We start from the raw sequence: 17440 nt of genomic DNA on the forward strand, positions 1-17440 counted from the left end.
CTATGTTTTATCTTTGGTCAGTGGGTATCCGCTTCTCAACAGTTTCTATAATAACCTTTTCCATATCATCTGTCAAGTTTGAACTCAGGTTGATTTGTTTCTCCTCAAAGGGGTGAAAAAAGCTCAGGGAATGACAGTGCAACGCCTGCCGATGAATGCCATAGGATAAATTTCCTCCATACAAATCATCTCCCAACAAAGGGTGACCAATGTGAGAAAAATGTACCCTAATCTGATGTGTACGCCCGGTATGGAGTTGAATATCCACCAACTTTACCGCTCCATAACGCCCAATCACTTGAAAACTAGTATGGGCTGGCTTGCCAGAGTCATGAACCCGTCTGGTGATAATAGATTCCTCATCACGAGCAATCGGTGCTACAATCTCACCCTCATCTGGAAGTTCTGCTTCTCCTTCAACGAGGGCGTAATAGCGCTTTTCGATAGTTTTAGACTGGAGCTGTTTGTCCAGCCTGGCATGCGCATAGCCGTGCTTGGCAAAGAGCATGAGCCCGCTGGTATCACAATCTAATCTGGTCACGATGTGCACTTGCTGATTAGAATAATTTTGGCTTACCAGATAATGTTTGACAAAATTGGCGATGGTGTTGCTGTGAATAGCACTCGGTATCGACGCATAGCCGACAGGTTTATCAATGGCTAGAAAATGATCATCTTCATAAACAATGGTCAGAGGGTGCTCGATAGCCACCAAATTTTCAAAAGCGGCCTCATCAGGAATATCAACTGTTACCACATCTCCGATTGACAGATGATAAACAGCATTTTCGGCTCTGCCATTGACCCAAATCCCACCACCTCGGAACTTGATTTTGGCTAACAGTCCTCGGGAAATATCCTGTGCTTTCAGAAAGGTCTTGACCTGACAGATCCTATCCGCGGTAAAGGTGAATCTCATCTATCCAAATCTCCTAAGAGGGCATCTTTAACCCGTTGCCAAAAACTGGTATGCCAAGGGGTCGAAACAAAATGAACTTTTTGAGGACTTATCTGATACTCTATTTTAACAATGTCCTTATAGGTATAGGTTTTGTTATCGACAGAAACGATGTAGCGCCCAGTTTTTTTAGGATAGACCTCAATATGGTCTTTTTTAGGCACAATCATCGATGAACCGATGCTACGGTAAACCCGATTGTTAATACTAGCAATCTCAGTCAGTTGAAGCGCCTCAATAGTCGGATGGAGAACTGCACCACCGAGTGATTTATTATAAGCTGTAGAACCAGTCGGAGTAGCCACTAATAGCCCATCGCCACGAAAACGCTCTAATTTGACATTATGAACAAGCACATCAGCGACCATGGTTTTTTCAATCCGCTTAATGGTTGACTCATTGAGAGCAAGCCCGCGAATGCGCCTACCATCAGCTAGGGCGATGGAAACTTGAAGGATTGGATAAGAAATTTTCTCTCCTGTATCCTCGCGCAAAGTGGTAATCAGTTCATCCACCTGATGTTCCAGATAGTCAGTGTAAAATCCCAAATGACCAGTATGGATACCAACAAATCGCACATGCTCTAACTCATTTTCATAGGTGTGAAAGGCCGATAACAGAACCCCGTCACCACCGATGGTGATCACAATGTCAGGTGATTTTTTTGTCAAGTAAAATCGCTCATCCTTACGGAGTGTTGTAAATAATTTGTTGGCAATTTTCTTGCTTTGAAATTTATGGTTGGCAATGATTGCCACACGTTTAACGGTAGAATTCGTCTGTATCATCACTATTTCCAACCCCATCACTCAATGTTCCCACAACAGGGTCAAAGAGCAACTGAGCCTCTCTAATATCGTCTCTAATTTTACTCATTTCATCGTCCAACTCACGGGCAATTCGAGCGGTCACCTCCAAACGGTGGCGAATTTCATCTGGAAAATTGCCTTGGTACTTGTAATTCAAGGAATGCTCAATCGTCGCCCAAAAATTCATCGATAAGGTCCTGATTTGAATTTCAACATTGACCTCACGCCGACCTTTTATGGTTTCGACAGGATACGTGACGATCACGTGATAAGAGCGATAGCCACTGTCTTTCATATTAGCGATGTAGTCTTTTTCTAAAATCACCGTCATGTCTTGCCTTTGACGAAGGAGCTCAACAACCTTGTAAACATCGTCAACAAACTGTACCATGACACGTAAACCAGCAATGTCCTCGATACCTTCTGAAATATCAGCTAGGTCAACCTCATAGCGCTCCATCTTTTCGACGATACTCTCTACAGACTTGACCCGCCCCGTCACAAACTCGATAGGCGAATGTAAGCCCTGCTTACGAAACTGCTTGCGAATCCCCCTTAATTTAATCTTTAATTCCCCCACCGCTTGGATATAAGGATCTAAAAATTCTTCCCATTCAAACATCTCGACACTCCTTTCATGTACAAGAGCTTCATTTTGTAGTAAAATGAACATAACACTTTATTATACCACAGATTAGCTATTTTCGAGAGGAAAGTGATGACCAATTTAGAAATTGAATACAAGACACTGCTGACCATCGATGAGTTCAGACGACTAGATGGCCTGTATCAGCAATTCAAACCGATTCAACAAACAAACTACTACATTGACAGCGCAGACTTTATCCTCAAGTCAAAACGCCTGTCGCTTCGTATAAGAACTTACCTTGACCGTGCGGAGTTAACTTTGAAAATTCCTCAAGATATTGGAAATCTCGAATTTAACCAGTCGCTGAACTTAAAGACTGTCAAGTCCCTTAAACAAGAGTTTGTCCTACCTGACGGGCTGATTAGAGACAAATTATTAGAAAAAAAGCTTCCTTTAGATGCACTCTCTATCTTGGGGCATTTGACCACCAGACGGCGAGAGGTTCCTTTGGACATCGGCTTGCTCGCTATTGACAGCAATATTTACGCTGACATCAAAGATTATGAGCTGGAACTTGAGGTGACTGATGCTGAGCAAGGACGAGCTGATTTTGAACGTTTCTTAGACAAACACCAAATCAACTTCAAGTACGCCAAAAGTAAAGTAGCACGATTTGCTAGCACCTTGAAAAAGAAATACTAGGAGGACAGCTATGCATCATTTAGGAACTTCTGAGATTGAAACGCAGCGGTTATTACTCAGACCATTGACCCTAGTTGACGCTGAACAGATGTACAAAAACTGGGCTAGCGATGAGGACGTTGCACGCTTCGTGACCTGGGACACCCACGCCAGTCCAGCAGACACTCGAGAACTCCTGTCTCTCTGGACCAAACAGTACGACAGGCCCGATTTTTATAACTGGGGCATGGTTATCAAGGAAACTGGATAGCTTATTGGCACCTTTAGTTTTGTGGCCGTCTCTAAACGAGACAGCATGGCTGAGGTCGGCTACTGTATCGGTAAACACTGGTGGAACAAGGGCTACGTTACAGAAGCTGGACAAGCCCTGCTTGCCTTTGGTTTTAATGAGATGGGGCTTAACCGCATTCAGGCTGTTCATGATGTGCGCAATCCTGCTTCTGGGCGCATGATGGAGAAACTAGGGATGACACATGAAGGTGTGATGCGACAAGTACGGTTAGTCAAAGGAGTGCTTGTCAAACTGGCGATGTGTGCTATCCTTGCAGAAGACGATCAGAGGTCTTGAGATGCAGGACAAGCTCCTGCTCCTAACAGGACAACGTGATGTCACAAGTGCTTACGCAATACGTTTGTCTGCCAAATATCATGAATTTTTCTGAATATACTCTATATAAAAGACTTGCCAGGTCACCTGTGGTGCAAGTCTTTTTCTTCATGTGTTTGTCGTCTTCTCCCAAGAAAAGATAAGACAAAATCAGATTTTTTTGGTAAAATAAAACTAATCGAAACAAAAGGAGTTGACTATGGCAGAGCGCTATGCTGATAAACAATTAAAACTTTTCTCCCTGACCTCAAACCCTGAGATTGCTGAAAAAATTGCTACCGCAGCAGGGATTCCCTTGGGGAAATTATCTTCGCGTCAATTTTCCGATGGTGAAATCATGATTAACATTGAAGAAAGTGTTCGTGGAGACGATATTTACATCATCCAGTCGACCAACAGTCCTGTCAATGACTACCTCTGGGAACTCTTGATTATGATTGATGCCTGCAAGCGAGCCAGTGCCAATTCGATTAACGTGGTTTTGCCATACTTTGGCTACTCTCGTCAAGACCGTATCGCCAAAGACCGTGAACCGATTACTGCCAAGCTTGTTGCTAATATGCTGGTTAAGGCTGGTGTCGATCGCGTCTTAACACTGGATCTGCACGCCGTGCAAATCCAAGGATTTTTTGATGTGCCAGTAGATAACCTCCTAACTGCTCCGCTATTTGCCAAACACTACATCGATATGGGGCTAAGGGGCGATGAGGTGGTCGTGGTAAGTCCTAAAAACTCTGGTATCCGTAGGGCAAGGGCACTGGCTGAAGTTCTTGAAGCACCTTTAGCCATTATCGACTATGCTCAAGATGATGCGATGCGTGAAGAAGGCTATATTATCGGAGATGTTGCTGGTAAGCAAGCTATTTTGATTGACGATATTTTGAATACTGGTAAGACCTTTGCGGAAGCTGCCAAAATTGTCGAACGTGGCGGAGCGACAGAAATTTATACTGTGGCTAGCCATGGCTTGTTTGCTGGCGGTGCAGCTGAAATCCTTAATGCTGCTCCTATTAAAGAAATCTTAGTGACCGACTCTGTTAAGACAAAAGAAAAAGTACCAGAACACATCACTTATTTGACGGCTAGTGAGCTCATTGCCGATGCCATTATCCGCATCCACGAACGCCAACCTCTCAGCCCTCTCTTTGTCTACTATGACGATGAGGATACGGATTACTAAGATGATTTATCTAGATTATGCCGCAACCAGTCCCTTGTCAGAAGCTGCCATCCAAGCGATGACAACCACCATGTCTGAAACTTTTGGCAACCCATCAAGCTTACACGCTCTTGGACGACAGGCAAGCAAATTACTAAGGGAAAGCCGGCAGTTACTTGCACAGTTGCTTGACGCTAATGCTGATGCGTTTATTTTCACCTCTGGTGGAACAGAAAGCAATAACCTCGCCCTCAAGGGCTATGCTTTATCTAATCAAAACAAAGGTAAACATATCATTTCCAGTCAGATGGAACACCATGCTGTACTTGATGTCTTGGCTTATCTACAGGAACGTTTTGACTTTGACGTAACGCTTTTACCACCATCTGAGGACGGTACGATTTCTCCTCAACAGGTTGAGGAAGCCTTACGACCTGATACCATCTTAGTCAGCATCATGTGGGCAAATAACGAAACTGGGCATCTCAATCCCATTCGTGAGATAGGCGACCTCTTAGTCCACCATCAAGCAGCCTTTCATGTGGATGCTGTTCAAGTCGTTGGCAAACTACCGATTTCCCTAAATTGTTTACCGATTGACTTCCTCTCTGCTTCTGCTCATAAATTTTATGGACCAAAGGGTGTCGGTTTTCTCTACGCCAAAACAAAGTCATTTGACAAACTCCTACACGGTGGCAATCAAGAAGCCGGTCGCAGGGCCTCAACTGAAAACTTAATCGGCATCTCAGGCATGGTTGCTGCCCTAGCAGCTTGCACGGAACAACTAGATCAACATCTAGCTACTGTTCACCATCTCAAACAGGAACTATTGCAACAACTGAGTCATCCGCGCATAACGTTAAACAGTCCTGAAGAGGCCTTGCCACACGTGATTAACTTATCGATTGATGGAGCTAACAACGCCCTGTTGCTCACGCAAATGGATTTGGCAGGTTTTGCCATCTCGAGTGGCTCAGCCTGCACTGCTGGGAATGTCGAACCCAGCCATGTCTTAATCGCCCTATACGGTGACAAGTCACCAAAGATCACACAGTCCATCCGCATCAGCTTATCTCATCACACCACCTTAGAAGAGATAACCGCTTTTGCCACTACCTTAAAGAAAGTAATTGGATAACTTATGGCTTTTGAACAAACTATTTCCCTAAAAGATTGCAAGTACCGCTACACCATCAACCCAGCGGTCAAGCCCTATACCTTACGAGACACGACCTTTACCCAAACCAAAGTCGGCAATTATGAACTCACCCGTTTGCTGGAAGAGTTGCCAAATTCAGGTAATGGTTTTCCGCTCAAGCTCATCATCAATGCTGATTTGACCGGAGCCAAGCTGAACATCACTGACCGTTCGGGTCTTCGTCTGGTTAATATTTTCAAAAATCCTGAGCACAAAATGCACCAAGACAAGTTCTACTTTTTAATGGATAGCTTAGTGGAACGTGGTATTTTTACTAAAACAGAACAATAGAAAGGTGACAACATGCTAGTTATTACTTACCTCAACTCGTCACAACAACCCTTTGAACTCAAATATGACAGCTATGAGGACTATGAGCGCTCTCAATTGACCTGCTCTACACCATTAGCTGACCATTACAAGGTCACAAAAGTTACCTTAAACGGTCATGACATCGACTATACTGGTCAATTTGGCGACCTCTACTTCTACCTGATGAAACTGGACAGAAGTCAATATAATTAGTAAATAGGCTGGGACTTTTTGTCCCAGCCTATTTAACATTAATCCTATTCGATATTTAAACAAAACACAGTACCCTATGCTTCCATCTTTTAAGATTTAGACTGTCCTACTAGGCCGTGCAAGACTTTGACAACGACGTTTTTTTAGCTGGCCTAGTTCTATATCGCTTATTTTTACTGTCTATAAAGTTTACCATTTTTAAGTAAACAAGTAACGTGACATAAGTCAGAAATATTTTCTGAGATATGGGAAGTCATAATGACCAATCGGTCAGCTGCTTGTCCATAAGAACGGATAAGGTCCTTTGTCAAGGCAACACTTTTCTCATCCAAAGCGTTCATCGGCTCATCTAACAGTAAAATCTTTGGCTGATGGATAAAAGCTTGAATAAGCGCTAGCTTTTGCTTGGTTCCCAAGGAGAGATTTTTATAAGCGATTGTCTTAAATTTTCCTAGACCATAATAATCAATCCAGTAGTCGATGCTCTCGTCTGTAATCTTGGGAGAGAGGTGTTTTAAGAGTTTCAAGTTCTCTAGCAAGGTCAGATAAGGTAAAAATTCGACATGTTCAATCACTAGCCCTGCATCAGTGATGTAGTTGTTGGACTTTCTGATGAGGGTTTTATCTTGATAAACTTCTCCTGTATCCAATCTGTAATAACCTGCTAATAGCTTTAAAATAACAGTCTTGCCTGAACCGTTATCGCCTTTAAGACCATAGATATAGCCATTGTCAAATGTAACTGTGACATCATCAAGGATGACCTTATCCGCCAGACGCTTACTTCCATTCAAAATTGTTAATGTCATGATTCATCACCTCGTAATTGACTGCCAAAAGGCAGTAAGAATAATCCCCCAATACCTACGATAAATAGAATAAGGGTTAAAAGAATATTATTAAATAAAAACTCTTGGCTAAAAATAAGTAGCACAAATCCTAGTAAACTGTACATGGTATTTGGTGCTAAAAGAGAAATTAGCCAAGCTCCCAAGAAATTGACAACTAAAAACTGAGCCAGCAAGACAACGATGCCTAAGTCTTTGGTATATAAGTAAATCACTAGCGATGTCAGCAACCAAACCATAACATCAGCCAAGAAAAACTTAAGTTGAAACTGCAATCGTTTAGATAGATAAGTAAACCGATTAGCACTATGATACTTGATAACATGATAAAACTGCTCCGACAGCTCGCTGGTAAAGGCAATCGTACTTAAAAAACCAATCCCCAAAATAGAAAAAACAAGCAATAACTTAATTAAATCAAAATAAGGATTACCAAAGTCATCAATTCCCAAGAATGTCCACAGCCCTTGTCTAAAAAAAGTTGTACCCGTTATGGAAACCGTAAACTGTCGGCTCAATCTGCCTAATAAAAGCCATACAAACACCTGCAAAAGCCCGACTCGCCCCCCAAAAAACAACACATGTTTGATCAAAACGTTGCGTTTAAATGTCTCTATCATAATAAGAAAGCACTCCGTAGCTAATGAGATAAGGGATGAAAATTGAAAAAACTTTTGGCAACGTCCATTCATAATAAGTAATGGCGAGTAAGCTTGTAAATGGCACCAATGGTTTGGGTAGAACATAATAAAGAAGCATTGATAAAGGAATCAGAAAAGCAAGGTAAAGTCCTGCCCCACGTAAAAAGTTTTTTACCACATCTAAGATTTTGAAGTAGACAAAACAATTGACAAAAATACCGATAGCTCCCAAAATTGAGAAAAAGACCAAGTAAGTGATTTTTCCAGAAAAAAAATGGTCTAAAAAAGTGCCATCTAAAAAACCATGAAGGTGCCGATCTTCTAAACTACTTCCTGTTAGGACTTTAGAAATCGCAAGTACCACCCAAAAAATAGATAGATAAATTAAACTGGTTACCAATCCCAACTGAATTTTCAATGATTTTCTCATCTGGTAATAAGCTGTATTTTTTCCTATGCTTAGTTTGATAAATTTATCTTTTATACTAGCATAATCATATCCGATTAACGTGATAAGTAGTGGAATTAATGTACTACTTTGTCGATTAAATTCAAATAAAATATTTTCAACTCTTAATCCTGATACAAGAATTTCTTGTCTAATTTTGACTCCATCAAAATTGGCCAAATCAGGGGCATTAGGATTAAAAAATATATAATGGCTGACAGGATCATAAAAAGATAGTAACAAAAAAGAAATTGCTAAAAGCAGATATAACCATTTATAACGTACTAACTTCCAATAAAACATCGTAACCTCCAATATAGTAAAAATAGAAAAGCGGAGTCGGAGATTATATATTAGTTTGGAGACCAGCTACCAGTGATATAGGCAGGTCCGTCTATCCGATTTTCTCTTGACATATCAAGAGCATAAATATAGCCAGCAGTCGCCCAGTTGCCATGCTCTGTACGATCCCCACACCAAGTCAAATACTCATGGCTACGAGCTTCACCATTAGAGTTTACTAGACGATGTCTAACCCTTATACCCATACCAGCACTATCCTCTAGGTTTTGAATATAGGGATAATTTGCATGATCTTTTTGAACGTAGTAAGTTCTGGCATAATCCCTTGTTATTGTGAAACGGTGAAAGTAACCGATTTGTTTCGCTTCTACAATACCAGCTAAGCTCAGTCCCAAAAGAGACATGGCAACAAGTGTTTTAATAAGTTTTTTCATCTGTACAAAGATAAGATTGTGTTAGAGTTTATCAGCAACTCCGCTTTTCCTTAATTCCATTTTAACACTATTTATTAGCCAAACGAAAAAATCGCATATTTGAAATTTTATAGATGAAAAATTTCAAATATGCGATTTTTAATCATCACTCTAAAATTACTATATAATGATAATGATAGTATACCAATAAAAATCATTAGTCAGGTGAACCAACATGAGTTTTAAAAAATTCTTTGCCTTAGTTACTCTAGGCGTTATCACACTAAATATTGCAATCATCCGTCCAGCTTCTACACGACCTACTCCATCTAATCAGTGGTTTTATCGTAGATAGTTAAGAGTTGCTCTAATTTTAGATGTAAAATTCCTAATAATTCGGGATTTTTCAAAATCACCAAAGCATCCAGGTAAGCTTTAAGGTCTTCTAGGTCAATCGTTCCGAGAACACTATACTTGTAAAACTGTTCTAAAAACTCTGATATAAAGTACTCAATTAAAGACAATTCCTTGCGCTCCAATAATGTTGAAACGATGTTTAATAAAGCGAATTTATACATCCTCTTATTATTATGTAAGGAGTGATAAAGAATCGACCGTTTAATCAAAGCTCTTCCTAAAAAAATAATGTCTGAAACATCTAAGACCGATACGGTATTCGTAAACAGGTAGAGTTCAAAAGCTGTCCACTGTTCAACATCATAGAGATAGGTCGTCAACAGCTCAATGTCTTCTTCGAAAATCTTTCTTGATGGATCAAGTGAAAAAATAGCATTTTTGACCATAACTTGAAGTAACTTTTGGTGAATGCTATCATTATCCAATTCCGCTAATAAAACTTCAAGAGCAAGGAGGTCTTTTTCAAAAAAAGCTTGGCTAAGACGATGGCCAAAAATCATAAAAGATCTATCTTTGTAGCCATTCAAAGCATGACCAAATTCAGCAAATGTCATGTTTATGCCCTCGACTGCCTGCAATAGACGATCTGCTGATAACATGCATTGCCCCTGCTCAAATTTTGATAACTGCGAAGCTGTCAGATTGCCTCTTGCAACATCTTTTTGCTTGACACCTCGCGCTAAACGCAACTCTTTATAAAATTCTCCTAATTCTCTTTGTCTATTGTTCACTATAAAATTATCTCTCTTTGTTCGCTTTGTTTTAGTGTACCATAAAAACAGGCTAACATCAATCACTAATACAACTTTGTGAATTTCAACGTTGCTTTTTTCACAAACTTTATTTATAATAGGACATAGATTATGTTTAAGGAGCTTGTGATGTCAGATAAGACGATTCCAAATGCGACAGCTAAGCGACTGTCCCTGTATTACCGTATTTTCAAACGATTTAATGCTGAAAAAATCGAACGCGCCAACTCTAAGCAAATTGCCGAAGCTATGGGGATTGACTCTGCGACTGTCCGCCGTGATTTCTCTTACTTTGGTGAACTGGGGCGCCGCGGTTTTGGCTATGATGTCAAAAAATTGACCGATTTCTTTGCAGATATTCTCAACGACAAGGCCGTGACAAACGTGTTGATTGTCGGTGTTGGAAATATCGGTAGAGCTCTCTTGCACTACCGTTTCCATGACCGCAACAAGATGAAAATTACCATGGCATTTGATACCGACGAGAATCCCATGGTCGGAGGAACCATTGGTGACCATGTTCCGATTTACGGGATTTCAGACATCCAAAAACATCTGATGGGCACAGATATTGAGACTGCTATTTTGACTGTTCCAAGTGTGAAGTCACAAGAAATTGCAGATATTTTAGTCGATGCTGGTATTAAAGGCATCCTGTCTTTCTCACCAGTTAATCTCGATGTCCCTGATGACGTGATTGTCCAGTATGTGGACTTAACGAGCGAACTTCAAACCTTGCTCTACTTTATGAACCGTCAAAAAGAGAGTTAAGCCTATCCTGACAAAAGGAGTGTGACGCCTATCACCCCAAGACTGATAAGAGCGTCTTACTCCTTTTTAGTTTACATTTTCCTATCACTGTTATCATAAATCGCTATTTTACAGACGTCAACTCTTATGCTATACTGGACAAATAACTCACAAGATAAGGATAATTTATGACAAAACCTCTCATCGGTATTTTTGCCAATCAACGCCTCAACACCGCACTTGATAATATTCCGTGGACCTATGTCCCAACAGGGTTTGCTAAAGGGGTTGAAAAAGTTGGCGGTATTCCTCTCGTCTTTCCAATGACCACACAAAACGATCTTCTATCAACTTATGTGCAGTTGGTTGATAAACTCATTCTCATCGGTGGGCAAAATATTGACCCTAAATTCTACGGGCAAGAAAAAGATGCCTTTGAAGATGACTACAGTTTGGAACGTGACCTCTGCGAGTTGAAAATCATCGCGTTAGCCAGACAACACCAGAAACCTCTGTTTACGGTTTGCCGTGGTACTCAACTGGTCAATGTCGCTCTTGGTGGCAATCTCCATCAAGATATTGTTAGCCACTGGCAAAGTGACTTACCTCATGTCAAGACACACCAGATTGCGATTGAACAGGATTCTTTGCTGGGCAAGGTCTATGGGCAACGTGCGCACATCAATTCTTATCATCGTCAAGCCATTGACAGACTCGCCGATGGCTTACGCGTGGTGGCACGTGCTGTGGATGACCAAACCATCGAAGCTGTCGAGTCTAGCCTGCCGAATTTCCGTTTCCTAGGCGTCCAGTGGCACCCCGAGTTGCTGCACGAGGTCAGCCAAGAAGACGAGCGGTTGTTTGATTACGTCGTTAACCAATTATAAATACCTGTGACTGGATTATCTATTCAGTCACATTTTTTTCAATGGCAGTTAGATTAGTCAAGATAAAAAAGCGTAAGGATCATGACTTAACAGCCTTATTGACTACTTTTACTGGCTATTACGTCTGATTTCCTTCCAGATTTTAGGGATGAGACTTGACAGTTGAAGAATACCAACCACTTTGAAAGGTTATCATGATAAGACTAACTAGGTTCAGAAGGTTTCTTGTTTAGTTTAAAACATCTCCTTCTTCTCTAAAGCTATAATACTGTCGTTTACCCACAATCAAATGATCTAGTAGAATAACCCCCAAATCATCACAGCAGCGTTTTAATTTTTGGGTGAATTGTTTGTCCTCAGGACTAGGTGTGCAGACACCGGATGGGTGATTGTGAATAACAATTACTGACGTCGCCATGCTACGGCAAGCATGGTAGAGAATTTCCCTCGGCTCAGCAACGGAACGCCTCACACCACCAATAAAAACGGTCTCGCGATGGATAATCTTATTTTGACTGTCCAGATAAAGAGCTACTAAATGCTCCTGCTTCTTATCTCCTAGCTCTGCCATCATTTTCTTAGCTAACCCTTGACTGCTGAGAACACGATCTAAGCGAGTAAATTCAGCATCTTTGATGCGGCTAGCAAGCTCGATAATCGCCTTGAACTCAATCGCTTTGACTTGCCCGATGCCTGGCAAAGCTTGTAATTCTTGAACGGATAAGGTTTTTAGGTCAGCCAGATTGGTCAAGCGCGCCAGGATTTGATTAGCAATATTAAAAACAGGTTCGCCTCGTGTGCCTGTTCGCAGTAAGATAGCTAACAGCTCTTGATTGCTCAGCTGTTCAGCACCGTAAGCTAACAATCGCTCTCTGGGTAGTAAAGGGCTCTGCGCAAATTCAACAGAATACATAAAAATTCCTCCACACGATTATTCGCAATGGAGGACTGATTTTAAGACAAGGTGGTCTTATTTTTTTTATGAATGTAATCTTTCAAGATTTGATAACAACTGGCTGCGACCGGAACAGCAACTAGCATACCTAAAATCCCTGCAACAGCACCACCGATAGTGATCGCAACCAACACCCAAATTGCAGGTAGACCGATTGACTCGCCCACCACACGTGGGTAGATAAGGTTGCCCTCGAATTGTTGGAGCAAGACTACAAAAATAACAAAGATAATCGCCTGTTGAACAGACTGGGTCAAAATCAGGATGGTCCCGATGGTTACTCCAATATAAGCACCAACAACCGGGATAATCGCTGTAAAGGCAATCAGAAGGCTAATCGTCCCTGCATAAGGGAGTTTCAAGAAACTCATGCCTATAAAGGTTAAACTTCCCAAAATCACCGCTTCTAAGCTCTGACTGACAAAAAAGCCACGAAACCGCTGGTCAAAGATGCCAATCAAATAGTAAATGGTCTTAGCAAATTTTCCGGTGAAGGTATCAATCAGCAAGGAAAACTGGCGTCCCAAACTCTCTTTACTTGCCAGAACATAGATGGAAAAAATTAAACTGATAAAAACAGTCATGACAGTGTTCGCAATGGAGGTGGCAGACGTCAACATGCTGGTTAAAATGTTTAAGACCTGATTCAGGAGTTGCTGGCTATAATTAGCAATCTGCTGGCTCAAATCCGTATTCGCACCCGTTTTTTCAAGCAACTCTTGCACCCAAGGTTTCTCCTGCAGATCAGCAATCACCTCTCTAATATGGTCAATATCCACTGTTAGTAAGGTCTTAATACTTGAAATCAAATCGGGCAAAACCACGCTAAAAATGATGAATACAAGTAAGATGAAACTGAGATAAGACAGTAAAAGAGAGACAGACTGTCGCCACTTAGGGGCTTTTTGGTTAAAAAGAATCTGCCATAATTTCTCATAGGCTTTCATGACAATATTGACAATATAAGCAATACCAGCTCCTAGCAAGAAGGGCTGTGCAGCCTTGAAGCCTGTATCAACTAAGCCTGCCGCACTTGACCAATAGGTCCATAGCAAAAAGCAAGATAAAAAAGATAGAAAAACAGTTAGCACAACTGATTTATTAAAATTCATAGCATCTCCTTCACACTTAAATTTTAGTGAGCACTTCTCGTTCAATAACACTCAGAACGCCATGATCACGATGATTTGGCGCTAGAAAATGAGCTGCGTCTTTCACTGCATCTGGAGCATTGTCCATTGCATAGGAATGATGAGCCAGTTGAAGCATTTCAATATCATTGCCCCCATCACCAAATGCCATGAGGTCTTCTGCTGAAATACCCCATTTATCCAAGAGATGTTGCAGACCCCAAGCCTTGTGTAAACCTGTTTCGATAACGTCAACTGATCCATATCCGCTGGTTGTGGCAGTCAAATTTCCTGAGAAATGAGTGTTAAAGACCGTAATGATGTCATCACACTGTTCTTCTGGTAACATCATGCCCAGTTTTAATATCGGTTCATCAGGCAACTCAGAAAAACTGGTCAAACGTTTTATTCGAGATAAAAAGAGCGACATTTGTTCAGCTTCGATAGCGAAATGATTAAACGGAAAATGAGCATTTTCCAACAGATAAAGACCGTTTGCAGTGGTGATAGAAATGCAATAATCAGCCTGCTTGTCCTGATAATAAGCTAGAAAATCAGCAACTAACTGCCTGTCCATTGTCCTGCGCACCAGCTCTTCACCACGATCAATCACATGACAACCATTGTCTGCAACAAAGGCAATCCTATCTAAAAAACCCTCAAACATCAAGGACAAACGTCCCATATTATTCCCACTAGCCACAACAAATCGGATGTCTTGATGATCTAGCTCTTTTAAGACTGTTTCAAATCGTTCACGATCATAAAGTCCCCTATGATCTAAAAATGTGCCATCCATATCTGTCGCAATTACCTTAATCATACAATCTAACCTTTTACCTTTCAAGGGGGTGCAAAAATAAGATAAAACTTCCCATATCTCTCTAAAATTATACCACAAAACGCAAAAAAAGCGTACCTGCTCGGTACGCTCAAGGTTATAGGTCTATCTGACTGCCATCTCTGAAATGAAAGCAGACGTGTTCCTTATCTCTAATAATAACTTTATCAACCATTGTCTGCCATAGTTTTAAGTCAAAGGTCTCCACTAAGTGAGGGGTATTCGCCAACCCATCAATAAACTGTTTCAGCTCTATTTCTCTATGCTTTTGACTGGCTAATTCTTCTTGAGCCTGTGAGAGATTATCGTTTGTTATTGAGTAGTTGCGAGCTAAAGACTCATACCGTTCTTGAAAGTCTTCCTGTGGCAAGTTAGTACGAGCGTGTCGGTCAATGAGGGACTCCAGGGCATAATGCTGGTCTGACAATTCTTTCTCCAGAGTAGAAATGGTGCTTTCAAACGTAGAACAATCCCCAACTATCTGAAGCAAGGCAGATAAATTAGACAACACTTCTTCCTGATGAACGAGCAGGCGATTAAGCCCTTGTACAAATAAGTCCTTGATTTGGGTTTCAGTGAAATGAGGTGTCGAACACTTGTCTTTTCCTTTATACTTGGACCTGCATTGGTAAATAGTTCGCTTATACTTACTGGTCGAATGCCAAACCTTACTACCAAAACTTGATCCACAATCTCCACAGATTAACTTACCTGAAAAATGATTGCCTGTCTGCCGTTTCTGCTCTAGTCTATCAAGCTCAACTTGAACGGCGTCAAAGGTTTCTCGGTCTACAATGGCATCATGGCTATCTTCCACATAATACTGAGGCAATTCTCCCTCATTAGCTTTCTGACGTTTGGTAAGGAAGTCTACTGTAAAATGTTTCTGAAGAAGGGCATCACCCTTGTACTTTTCATTTCGAAGCATTCGCTTGACAGTGCCATAGCTCCAACGACTCTTGCCTGCTGGCGTAGGAATGCCTTGCTGGGTTAGGTCTGAGGCGATTCTATTGGGGTTTATCCCCAATAAAACCTGTTGAAAAATATAACGGACAATCTTGGCTTCTTCTGGGTCAATTTCAAACCCTCCTCCTTCTTTCTGACGAAAGCCCATTACTTGGCTGTAGGAAAAGGTGACCTTGCCCTGTGCTAACTGTCGCCTGCGTCCCCAAGTCACGTTCTCCGAAATGGAACGACTCTCTTCTTGAGCTAGACTTGACATAATAGTGATAAGCAACTCTCCCTTGGCGTCAAAGGTCCAAATGTTTTCCTTCTCAAAATAAATCTCAACCCCAGCCTCCTTGAGTTGACGAACCGTTGTCAAAGAGTCAACAGTATTTCTGGCAAATCGGCTGACAGATTTGGTAATGATAAGGTCAATTTTTCCCTTCAAGGCATCGTCCACCATCTGTCGGAATCCTGTGCGACGCTTGGTTGATGTCCCTGATATCCCTTCATCCGAATACATCCCCACAAACTCCCAATCTGTTCGTCCTGTAATATAGCTCGTATAATACTGAACCTGAGCCTCATAGGAAGTAGCTTGGTCATCATGGTCAGTAGACACCCTGGCATATCCTGCCACTCGGCGTTTGGCAAGTGTTGGAATAGGCAAGTGTTGACTGACTTGTTTAACTGGCTCTAACTTCGTCACTTTCTTCATGGTCTTGTCCTTTCCGTCAGTGGTATGACACCTGTTTGATTATCTCGATAAGTGATAATCAACTCCTTTGTCCTATTATTAAATGCCAATCGCTTGATTTCTTGAGGTGAAATGCCTTGTTGCTGAAGCTGAGTAACAATAGCTTCTTCAGTAATCGTTCGATTAGAACAAGCCGTCACTCCACTTTTAGCTCGTGTTCGACAAGAATAGCGAATCCTTCTTGCTCCATCCTTTTTCTTCTCAAGACTATAAATCATATCTAATTGACACTGTCCACAATAGACTCTCCCCTGAAAAAGACCGACTCCTTCATGCTTAGAACGTCTACGGCTGGCTCGCTGACGTTTTTCTTCTTGAACCGCCTTAAAAAGTGCTTGAGAAACAATCGCTTCGTGGGCTTGTTCTACCAAATATTTGCTCATTTGCCCCTTATTCTCTACCGAACGATGACCAAATGCTGGACGGTAGGTTTTCTGTAACACCAACTGTCCTGTATAGGCTTCTTGATTCAAGATATTGTGGATGACTCGCTTGGTAAACCGATTTCCTCTTCTAGTACACACTCCTCTACCTTCCAGTTCTTTGGCAATACTTGAGGCAGACCGACCATCTAAATACCATGAAAAAATCTCTTTCACAACCTCAGCTTCATGAGGTTCTATGACATACTCTTCGCCCTTCCAACGATAACCATACATGTCCTGTGGACTATGAGGTAAGCCTTGAATCGGTTACACTAAACTAGACAGAATTTATAAAGTGTTCTACACTAAAGAAAACAGGAGAACTCTATGTCTAGAAAAATCCGTCGTCAATTTAGTGATGACTTTAAGCAACAAATTGTT

General features: G+C 41.3%; 20 protein-coding genes and 1 pseudogene. 8 read left to right on the forward strand and 13 right to left on the reverse strand.

What is annotated here, in order from left to right; translation table 11 throughout:
* Positions 1 to 7: 7 nt before the first annotated feature.
* Genes ACERC5_RS00475 through ACERC5_RS00485 form a run of 3 tightly spaced genes read right to left on the reverse strand, consistent with a single transcriptional unit; the run spans position 8 to position 2389 of the window.
* Positions 8 to 919 carry an RluA family pseudouridine synthase gene (locus tag ACERC5_RS00475; protein WP_373659892.1) on the reverse strand — a complete coding sequence of 304 codons (912 nt, stop codon included), beginning with the start codon at positions 917 to 919 and terminating at the stop codon, positions 8 to 10.
* Positions 916 to 1746: an NAD kinase gene (locus ACERC5_RS00480; RefSeq protein WP_373659893.1), complete on the reverse strand. Its 831-nt coding sequence runs from the start codon at positions 1744 to 1746 to the stop codon at positions 916 to 918. Before ACERC5_RS00480 ends, ACERC5_RS00475 begins: the two co-directional genes overlap by 4 nt.
* Complete coding sequence (locus ACERC5_RS00485; protein WP_018367890.1) at positions 1721 to 2389, reverse strand: GTP pyrophosphokinase family protein; 669 nt, start codon at positions 2387 to 2389, stop codon at positions 1721 to 1723. The genes ACERC5_RS00480 and ACERC5_RS00485 overlap by 26 nt, the downstream gene beginning before the upstream one ends.
* A 96-nt stretch (positions 2390 to 2485) precedes the next feature.
* On the opposite strand from ACERC5_RS00485, the gene ACERC5_RS00490 reads away from it, so the two are divergent.
* The 6 genes and pseudogenes from ACERC5_RS00490 to ACERC5_RS00515 all read left to right on the forward strand — a co-directional run bounded on the left by ACERC5_RS00490 (position 2486) and on the right by ACERC5_RS00515 (position 6547).
* On the forward strand, positions 2486 to 3058 hold the full coding sequence (locus ACERC5_RS00490; RefSeq protein ID WP_373658800.1) for a CYTH domain-containing protein: 573 nt from the start codon (positions 2486 to 2488) through the stop codon (positions 3056 to 3058).
* Between the two features lie 10 nt (positions 3059 to 3068).
* Positions 3069 to 3626 (forward strand): annotated as a pseudogene (locus ACERC5_RS00495) (GNAT family N-acetyltransferase).
* A gap of 238 nt (positions 3627 to 3864) precedes the next feature.
* Positions 3865 to 4845 carry a ribose-phosphate diphosphokinase gene (locus tag ACERC5_RS00500; RefSeq protein ID WP_373658798.1) on the forward strand — a complete coding sequence of 327 codons (981 nt, stop codon included), beginning with the start codon at positions 3865 to 3867 and terminating at the stop codon, positions 4843 to 4845.
* Position 4846: 1 nt separating this feature from the next.
* A complete protein-coding gene (locus ACERC5_RS00505) occupies positions 4847 to 5962 on the forward strand; it encodes a cysteine desulfurase family protein (protein ID WP_373659894.1) in 1116 nt (371 codons plus the stop codon).
* Positions 5963 to 5965: 3 nt separating this feature from the next.
* Complete coding sequence (locus ACERC5_RS00510; RefSeq protein ID WP_018367885.1) at positions 5966 to 6313, forward strand: DUF1831 domain-containing protein; 348 nt, start codon at positions 5966 to 5968, stop codon at positions 6311 to 6313.
* A gap of 12 nt (positions 6314 to 6325) precedes the next feature.
* Positions 6326 to 6547, forward strand: coding sequence for a DUF4649 family protein (locus tag ACERC5_RS00515; protein ID WP_373659895.1), 222 nt, complete (start codon positions 6326 to 6328; stop codon positions 6545 to 6547).
* A 173-nt stretch (positions 6548 to 6720) separates the two neighbouring features.
* On the opposite strand, the gene ACERC5_RS00520 is transcribed toward ACERC5_RS00515, so the two are convergent.
* From ACERC5_RS00520 to ACERC5_RS00540, 5 genes are all read right to left on the reverse strand, one after another.
* Positions 6721 to 7356: an ATP-binding cassette domain-containing protein gene (locus ACERC5_RS00520; protein WP_373659896.1), complete on the reverse strand. Its 636-nt coding sequence runs from the start codon at positions 7354 to 7356 to the stop codon at positions 6721 to 6723.
* The gene (locus ACERC5_RS00525; protein WP_373659897.1) at positions 7353 to 8015 is read right to left on the reverse strand and encodes a hypothetical protein; all 663 of its coding nucleotides are present in this window, start codon (positions 8013 to 8015) and stop codon (positions 7353 to 7355) included. Before ACERC5_RS00525 ends, ACERC5_RS00520 begins: the two co-directional genes overlap by 4 nt.
* Positions 7999 to 8787 carry a hypothetical protein gene (locus ACERC5_RS00530; RefSeq protein ID WP_373659898.1) on the reverse strand — a complete coding sequence of 263 codons (789 nt, stop codon included), beginning with the start codon at positions 8785 to 8787 and terminating at the stop codon, positions 7999 to 8001. Before ACERC5_RS00530 ends, ACERC5_RS00525 begins: the two co-directional genes overlap by 17 nt.
* Before the next feature lie 50 nt (positions 8788 to 8837).
* On the reverse strand, positions 8838 to 9221 hold the full coding sequence (locus ACERC5_RS00535) for a hypothetical protein (protein ID WP_373659899.1): 384 nt from the start codon (positions 9219 to 9221) through the stop codon (positions 8838 to 8840).
* Positions 9222 to 9529: 308 nt separating this feature from the next.
* Positions 9530 to 10348 (reverse strand): Rgg/GadR/MutR family transcriptional regulator, encoded by an 819-nt coding sequence (locus ACERC5_RS00540; RefSeq protein ID WP_373659900.1) that lies wholly within the window; start codon positions 10346 to 10348, stop codon positions 9530 to 9532.
* A 150-nt stretch (positions 10349 to 10498) separates the two neighbouring features.
* On the opposite strand from ACERC5_RS00540, the gene ACERC5_RS00545 reads away from it, so the two are divergent.
* Complete coding sequence (locus ACERC5_RS00545) at positions 10499 to 11140, forward strand: redox-sensing transcriptional repressor Rex (protein WP_373659902.1); 642 nt, start codon at positions 10499 to 10501, stop codon at positions 11138 to 11140.
* A gap of 167 nt (positions 11141 to 11307) precedes the next feature.
* Entirely contained in the window at positions 11308 to 12006 is a 699-nt protein-coding gene (locus tag ACERC5_RS00550; protein ID WP_373659903.1) for a gamma-glutamyl-gamma-aminobutyrate hydrolase family protein, read from the forward strand.
* Positions 12007 to 12235: 229 nt separating this feature from the next.
* Here ACERC5_RS00550 and radC read toward each other — a convergent pair whose 3' ends face one another.
* The 5 genes from radC to ACERC5_RS00575 form a co-directional block, all read right to left on the reverse strand.
* The gene (gene radC, locus ACERC5_RS00555) at positions 12236 to 12919 is read right to left on the reverse strand and encodes a DNA repair protein RadC (RefSeq protein WP_373659905.1); all 684 of its coding nucleotides are present in this window, start codon (positions 12917 to 12919) and stop codon (positions 12236 to 12238) included.
* A gap of 41 nt (positions 12920 to 12960) precedes the next feature.
* The gene (locus ACERC5_RS00560) at positions 12961 to 14073 is read right to left on the reverse strand and encodes an AI-2E family transporter (protein ID WP_373659906.1); all 1113 of its coding nucleotides are present in this window, start codon (positions 14071 to 14073) and stop codon (positions 12961 to 12963) included.
* Positions 14074 to 14089: 16 nt separating this feature from the next.
* Positions 14090 to 14914: a Cof-type HAD-IIB family hydrolase gene (locus tag ACERC5_RS00565; RefSeq protein ID WP_373659907.1), complete on the reverse strand. Its 825-nt coding sequence runs from the start codon at positions 14912 to 14914 to the stop codon at positions 14090 to 14092.
* A gap of 115 nt (positions 14915 to 15029) precedes the next feature.
* A complete protein-coding gene (locus tag ACERC5_RS00570; protein WP_373658786.1) occupies positions 15030 to 16595 on the reverse strand; it encodes a recombinase family protein in 1566 nt (521 codons plus the stop codon).
* Positions 16592 to 17293 carry a recombinase family protein gene (locus ACERC5_RS00575; RefSeq protein ID WP_373658785.1) on the reverse strand — a complete coding sequence of 234 codons (702 nt, stop codon included), beginning with the start codon at positions 17291 to 17293 and terminating at the stop codon, positions 16592 to 16594. The genes ACERC5_RS00570 and ACERC5_RS00575 overlap by 4 nt, the downstream gene beginning before the upstream one ends.
* Positions 17294 to 17440 lie beyond the last annotated feature (147 nt).

Source organism: Streptococcus sp. E24BD (genome assembly GCF_041807825.1).
GTDB classification, from domain to species: domain Bacteria; phylum Bacillota; class Bacilli; order Lactobacillales; family Streptococcaceae; genus Streptococcus; species Streptococcus entericus.

Bases quoted from the DNA above. Each gene is read 5' to 3' on its own strand.
- ACERC5_RS00490 (WP_373658800.1), top strand. From the start codon at position 2,486: ATGACCAATTTAGAAATTGAATACAAGACACTGCTGACCATCGATGAG.
- ACERC5_RS00575 (WP_373658785.1), bottom strand. From the start codon at position 17,293: ATGTATGGTTATCGTTGGAAGGGCGAAGAGTATGTCATAGAACCTCAT.
- ACERC5_RS00565 (WP_373659907.1), bottom strand. From the start codon at position 14,914: ATGATTAAGGTAATTGCGACAGATATGGATGGCACATTTTTAGATCAT.
- ACERC5_RS00485 (WP_018367890.1), bottom strand. From the start codon at position 2,389: ATGTTTGAATGGGAAGAATTTTTAGATCCTTATATCCAAGCGGTGGGG.
- ACERC5_RS00570 (WP_373658786.1), bottom strand. From the start codon at position 16,595: ATGAAGAAAGTGACGAAGTTAGAGCCAGTTAAACAAGTCAGTCAACAC.
- ACERC5_RS00550 (WP_373659903.1), top strand. From the start codon at position 11,308: ATGACAAAACCTCTCATCGGTATTTTTGCCAATCAACGCCTCAACACC.
- ACERC5_RS00475 (WP_373659892.1), bottom strand. From the start codon at position 919: ATGAGATTCACCTTTACCGCGGATAGGATCTGTCAGGTCAAGACCTTT.
- ACERC5_RS00515 (WP_373659895.1), top strand. From the start codon at position 6,326: ATGCTAGTTATTACTTACCTCAACTCGTCACAACAACCCTTTGAACTC.
- ACERC5_RS00520 (WP_373659896.1), bottom strand. From the start codon at position 7,356: ATGACATTAACAATTTTGAATGGAAGTAAGCGTCTGGCGGATAAGGTC.
- ACERC5_RS00560 (WP_373659906.1), bottom strand. From the start codon at position 14,073: ATGAATTTTAATAAATCAGTTGTGCTAACTGTTTTTCTATCTTTTTTA.
- ACERC5_RS00510 (WP_018367885.1), top strand. From the start codon at position 5,966: ATGGCTTTTGAACAAACTATTTCCCTAAAAGATTGCAAGTACCGCTAC.
- ACERC5_RS00480 (WP_373659893.1), bottom strand. From the start codon at position 1,746: ATGATACAGACGAATTCTACCGTTAAACGTGTGGCAATCATTGCCAAC.
- ACERC5_RS00530 (WP_373659898.1), bottom strand. From the start codon at position 8,787: ATGTTTTATTGGAAGTTAGTACGTTATAAATGGTTATATCTGCTTTTA.
- radC (WP_373659905.1), bottom strand. From the start codon at position 12,919: ATGTATTCTGTTGAATTTGCGCAGAGCCCTTTACTACCCAGAGAGCGA.
- ACERC5_RS00500 (WP_373658798.1), top strand. From the start codon at position 3,865: ATGGCAGAGCGCTATGCTGATAAACAATTAAAACTTTTCTCCCTGACC.
- ACERC5_RS00545 (WP_373659902.1), top strand. From the start codon at position 10,499: ATGTCAGATAAGACGATTCCAAATGCGACAGCTAAGCGACTGTCCCTG.
- ACERC5_RS00505 (WP_373659894.1), top strand. From the start codon at position 4,847: ATGATTTATCTAGATTATGCCGCAACCAGTCCCTTGTCAGAAGCTGCC.
- ACERC5_RS00525 (WP_373659897.1), bottom strand. From the start codon at position 8,015: ATGATAGAGACATTTAAACGCAACGTTTTGATCAAACATGTGTTGTTT.
- ACERC5_RS00535 (WP_373659899.1), bottom strand. From the start codon at position 9,221: ATGAAAAAACTTATTAAAACACTTGTTGCCATGTCTCTTTTGGGACTG.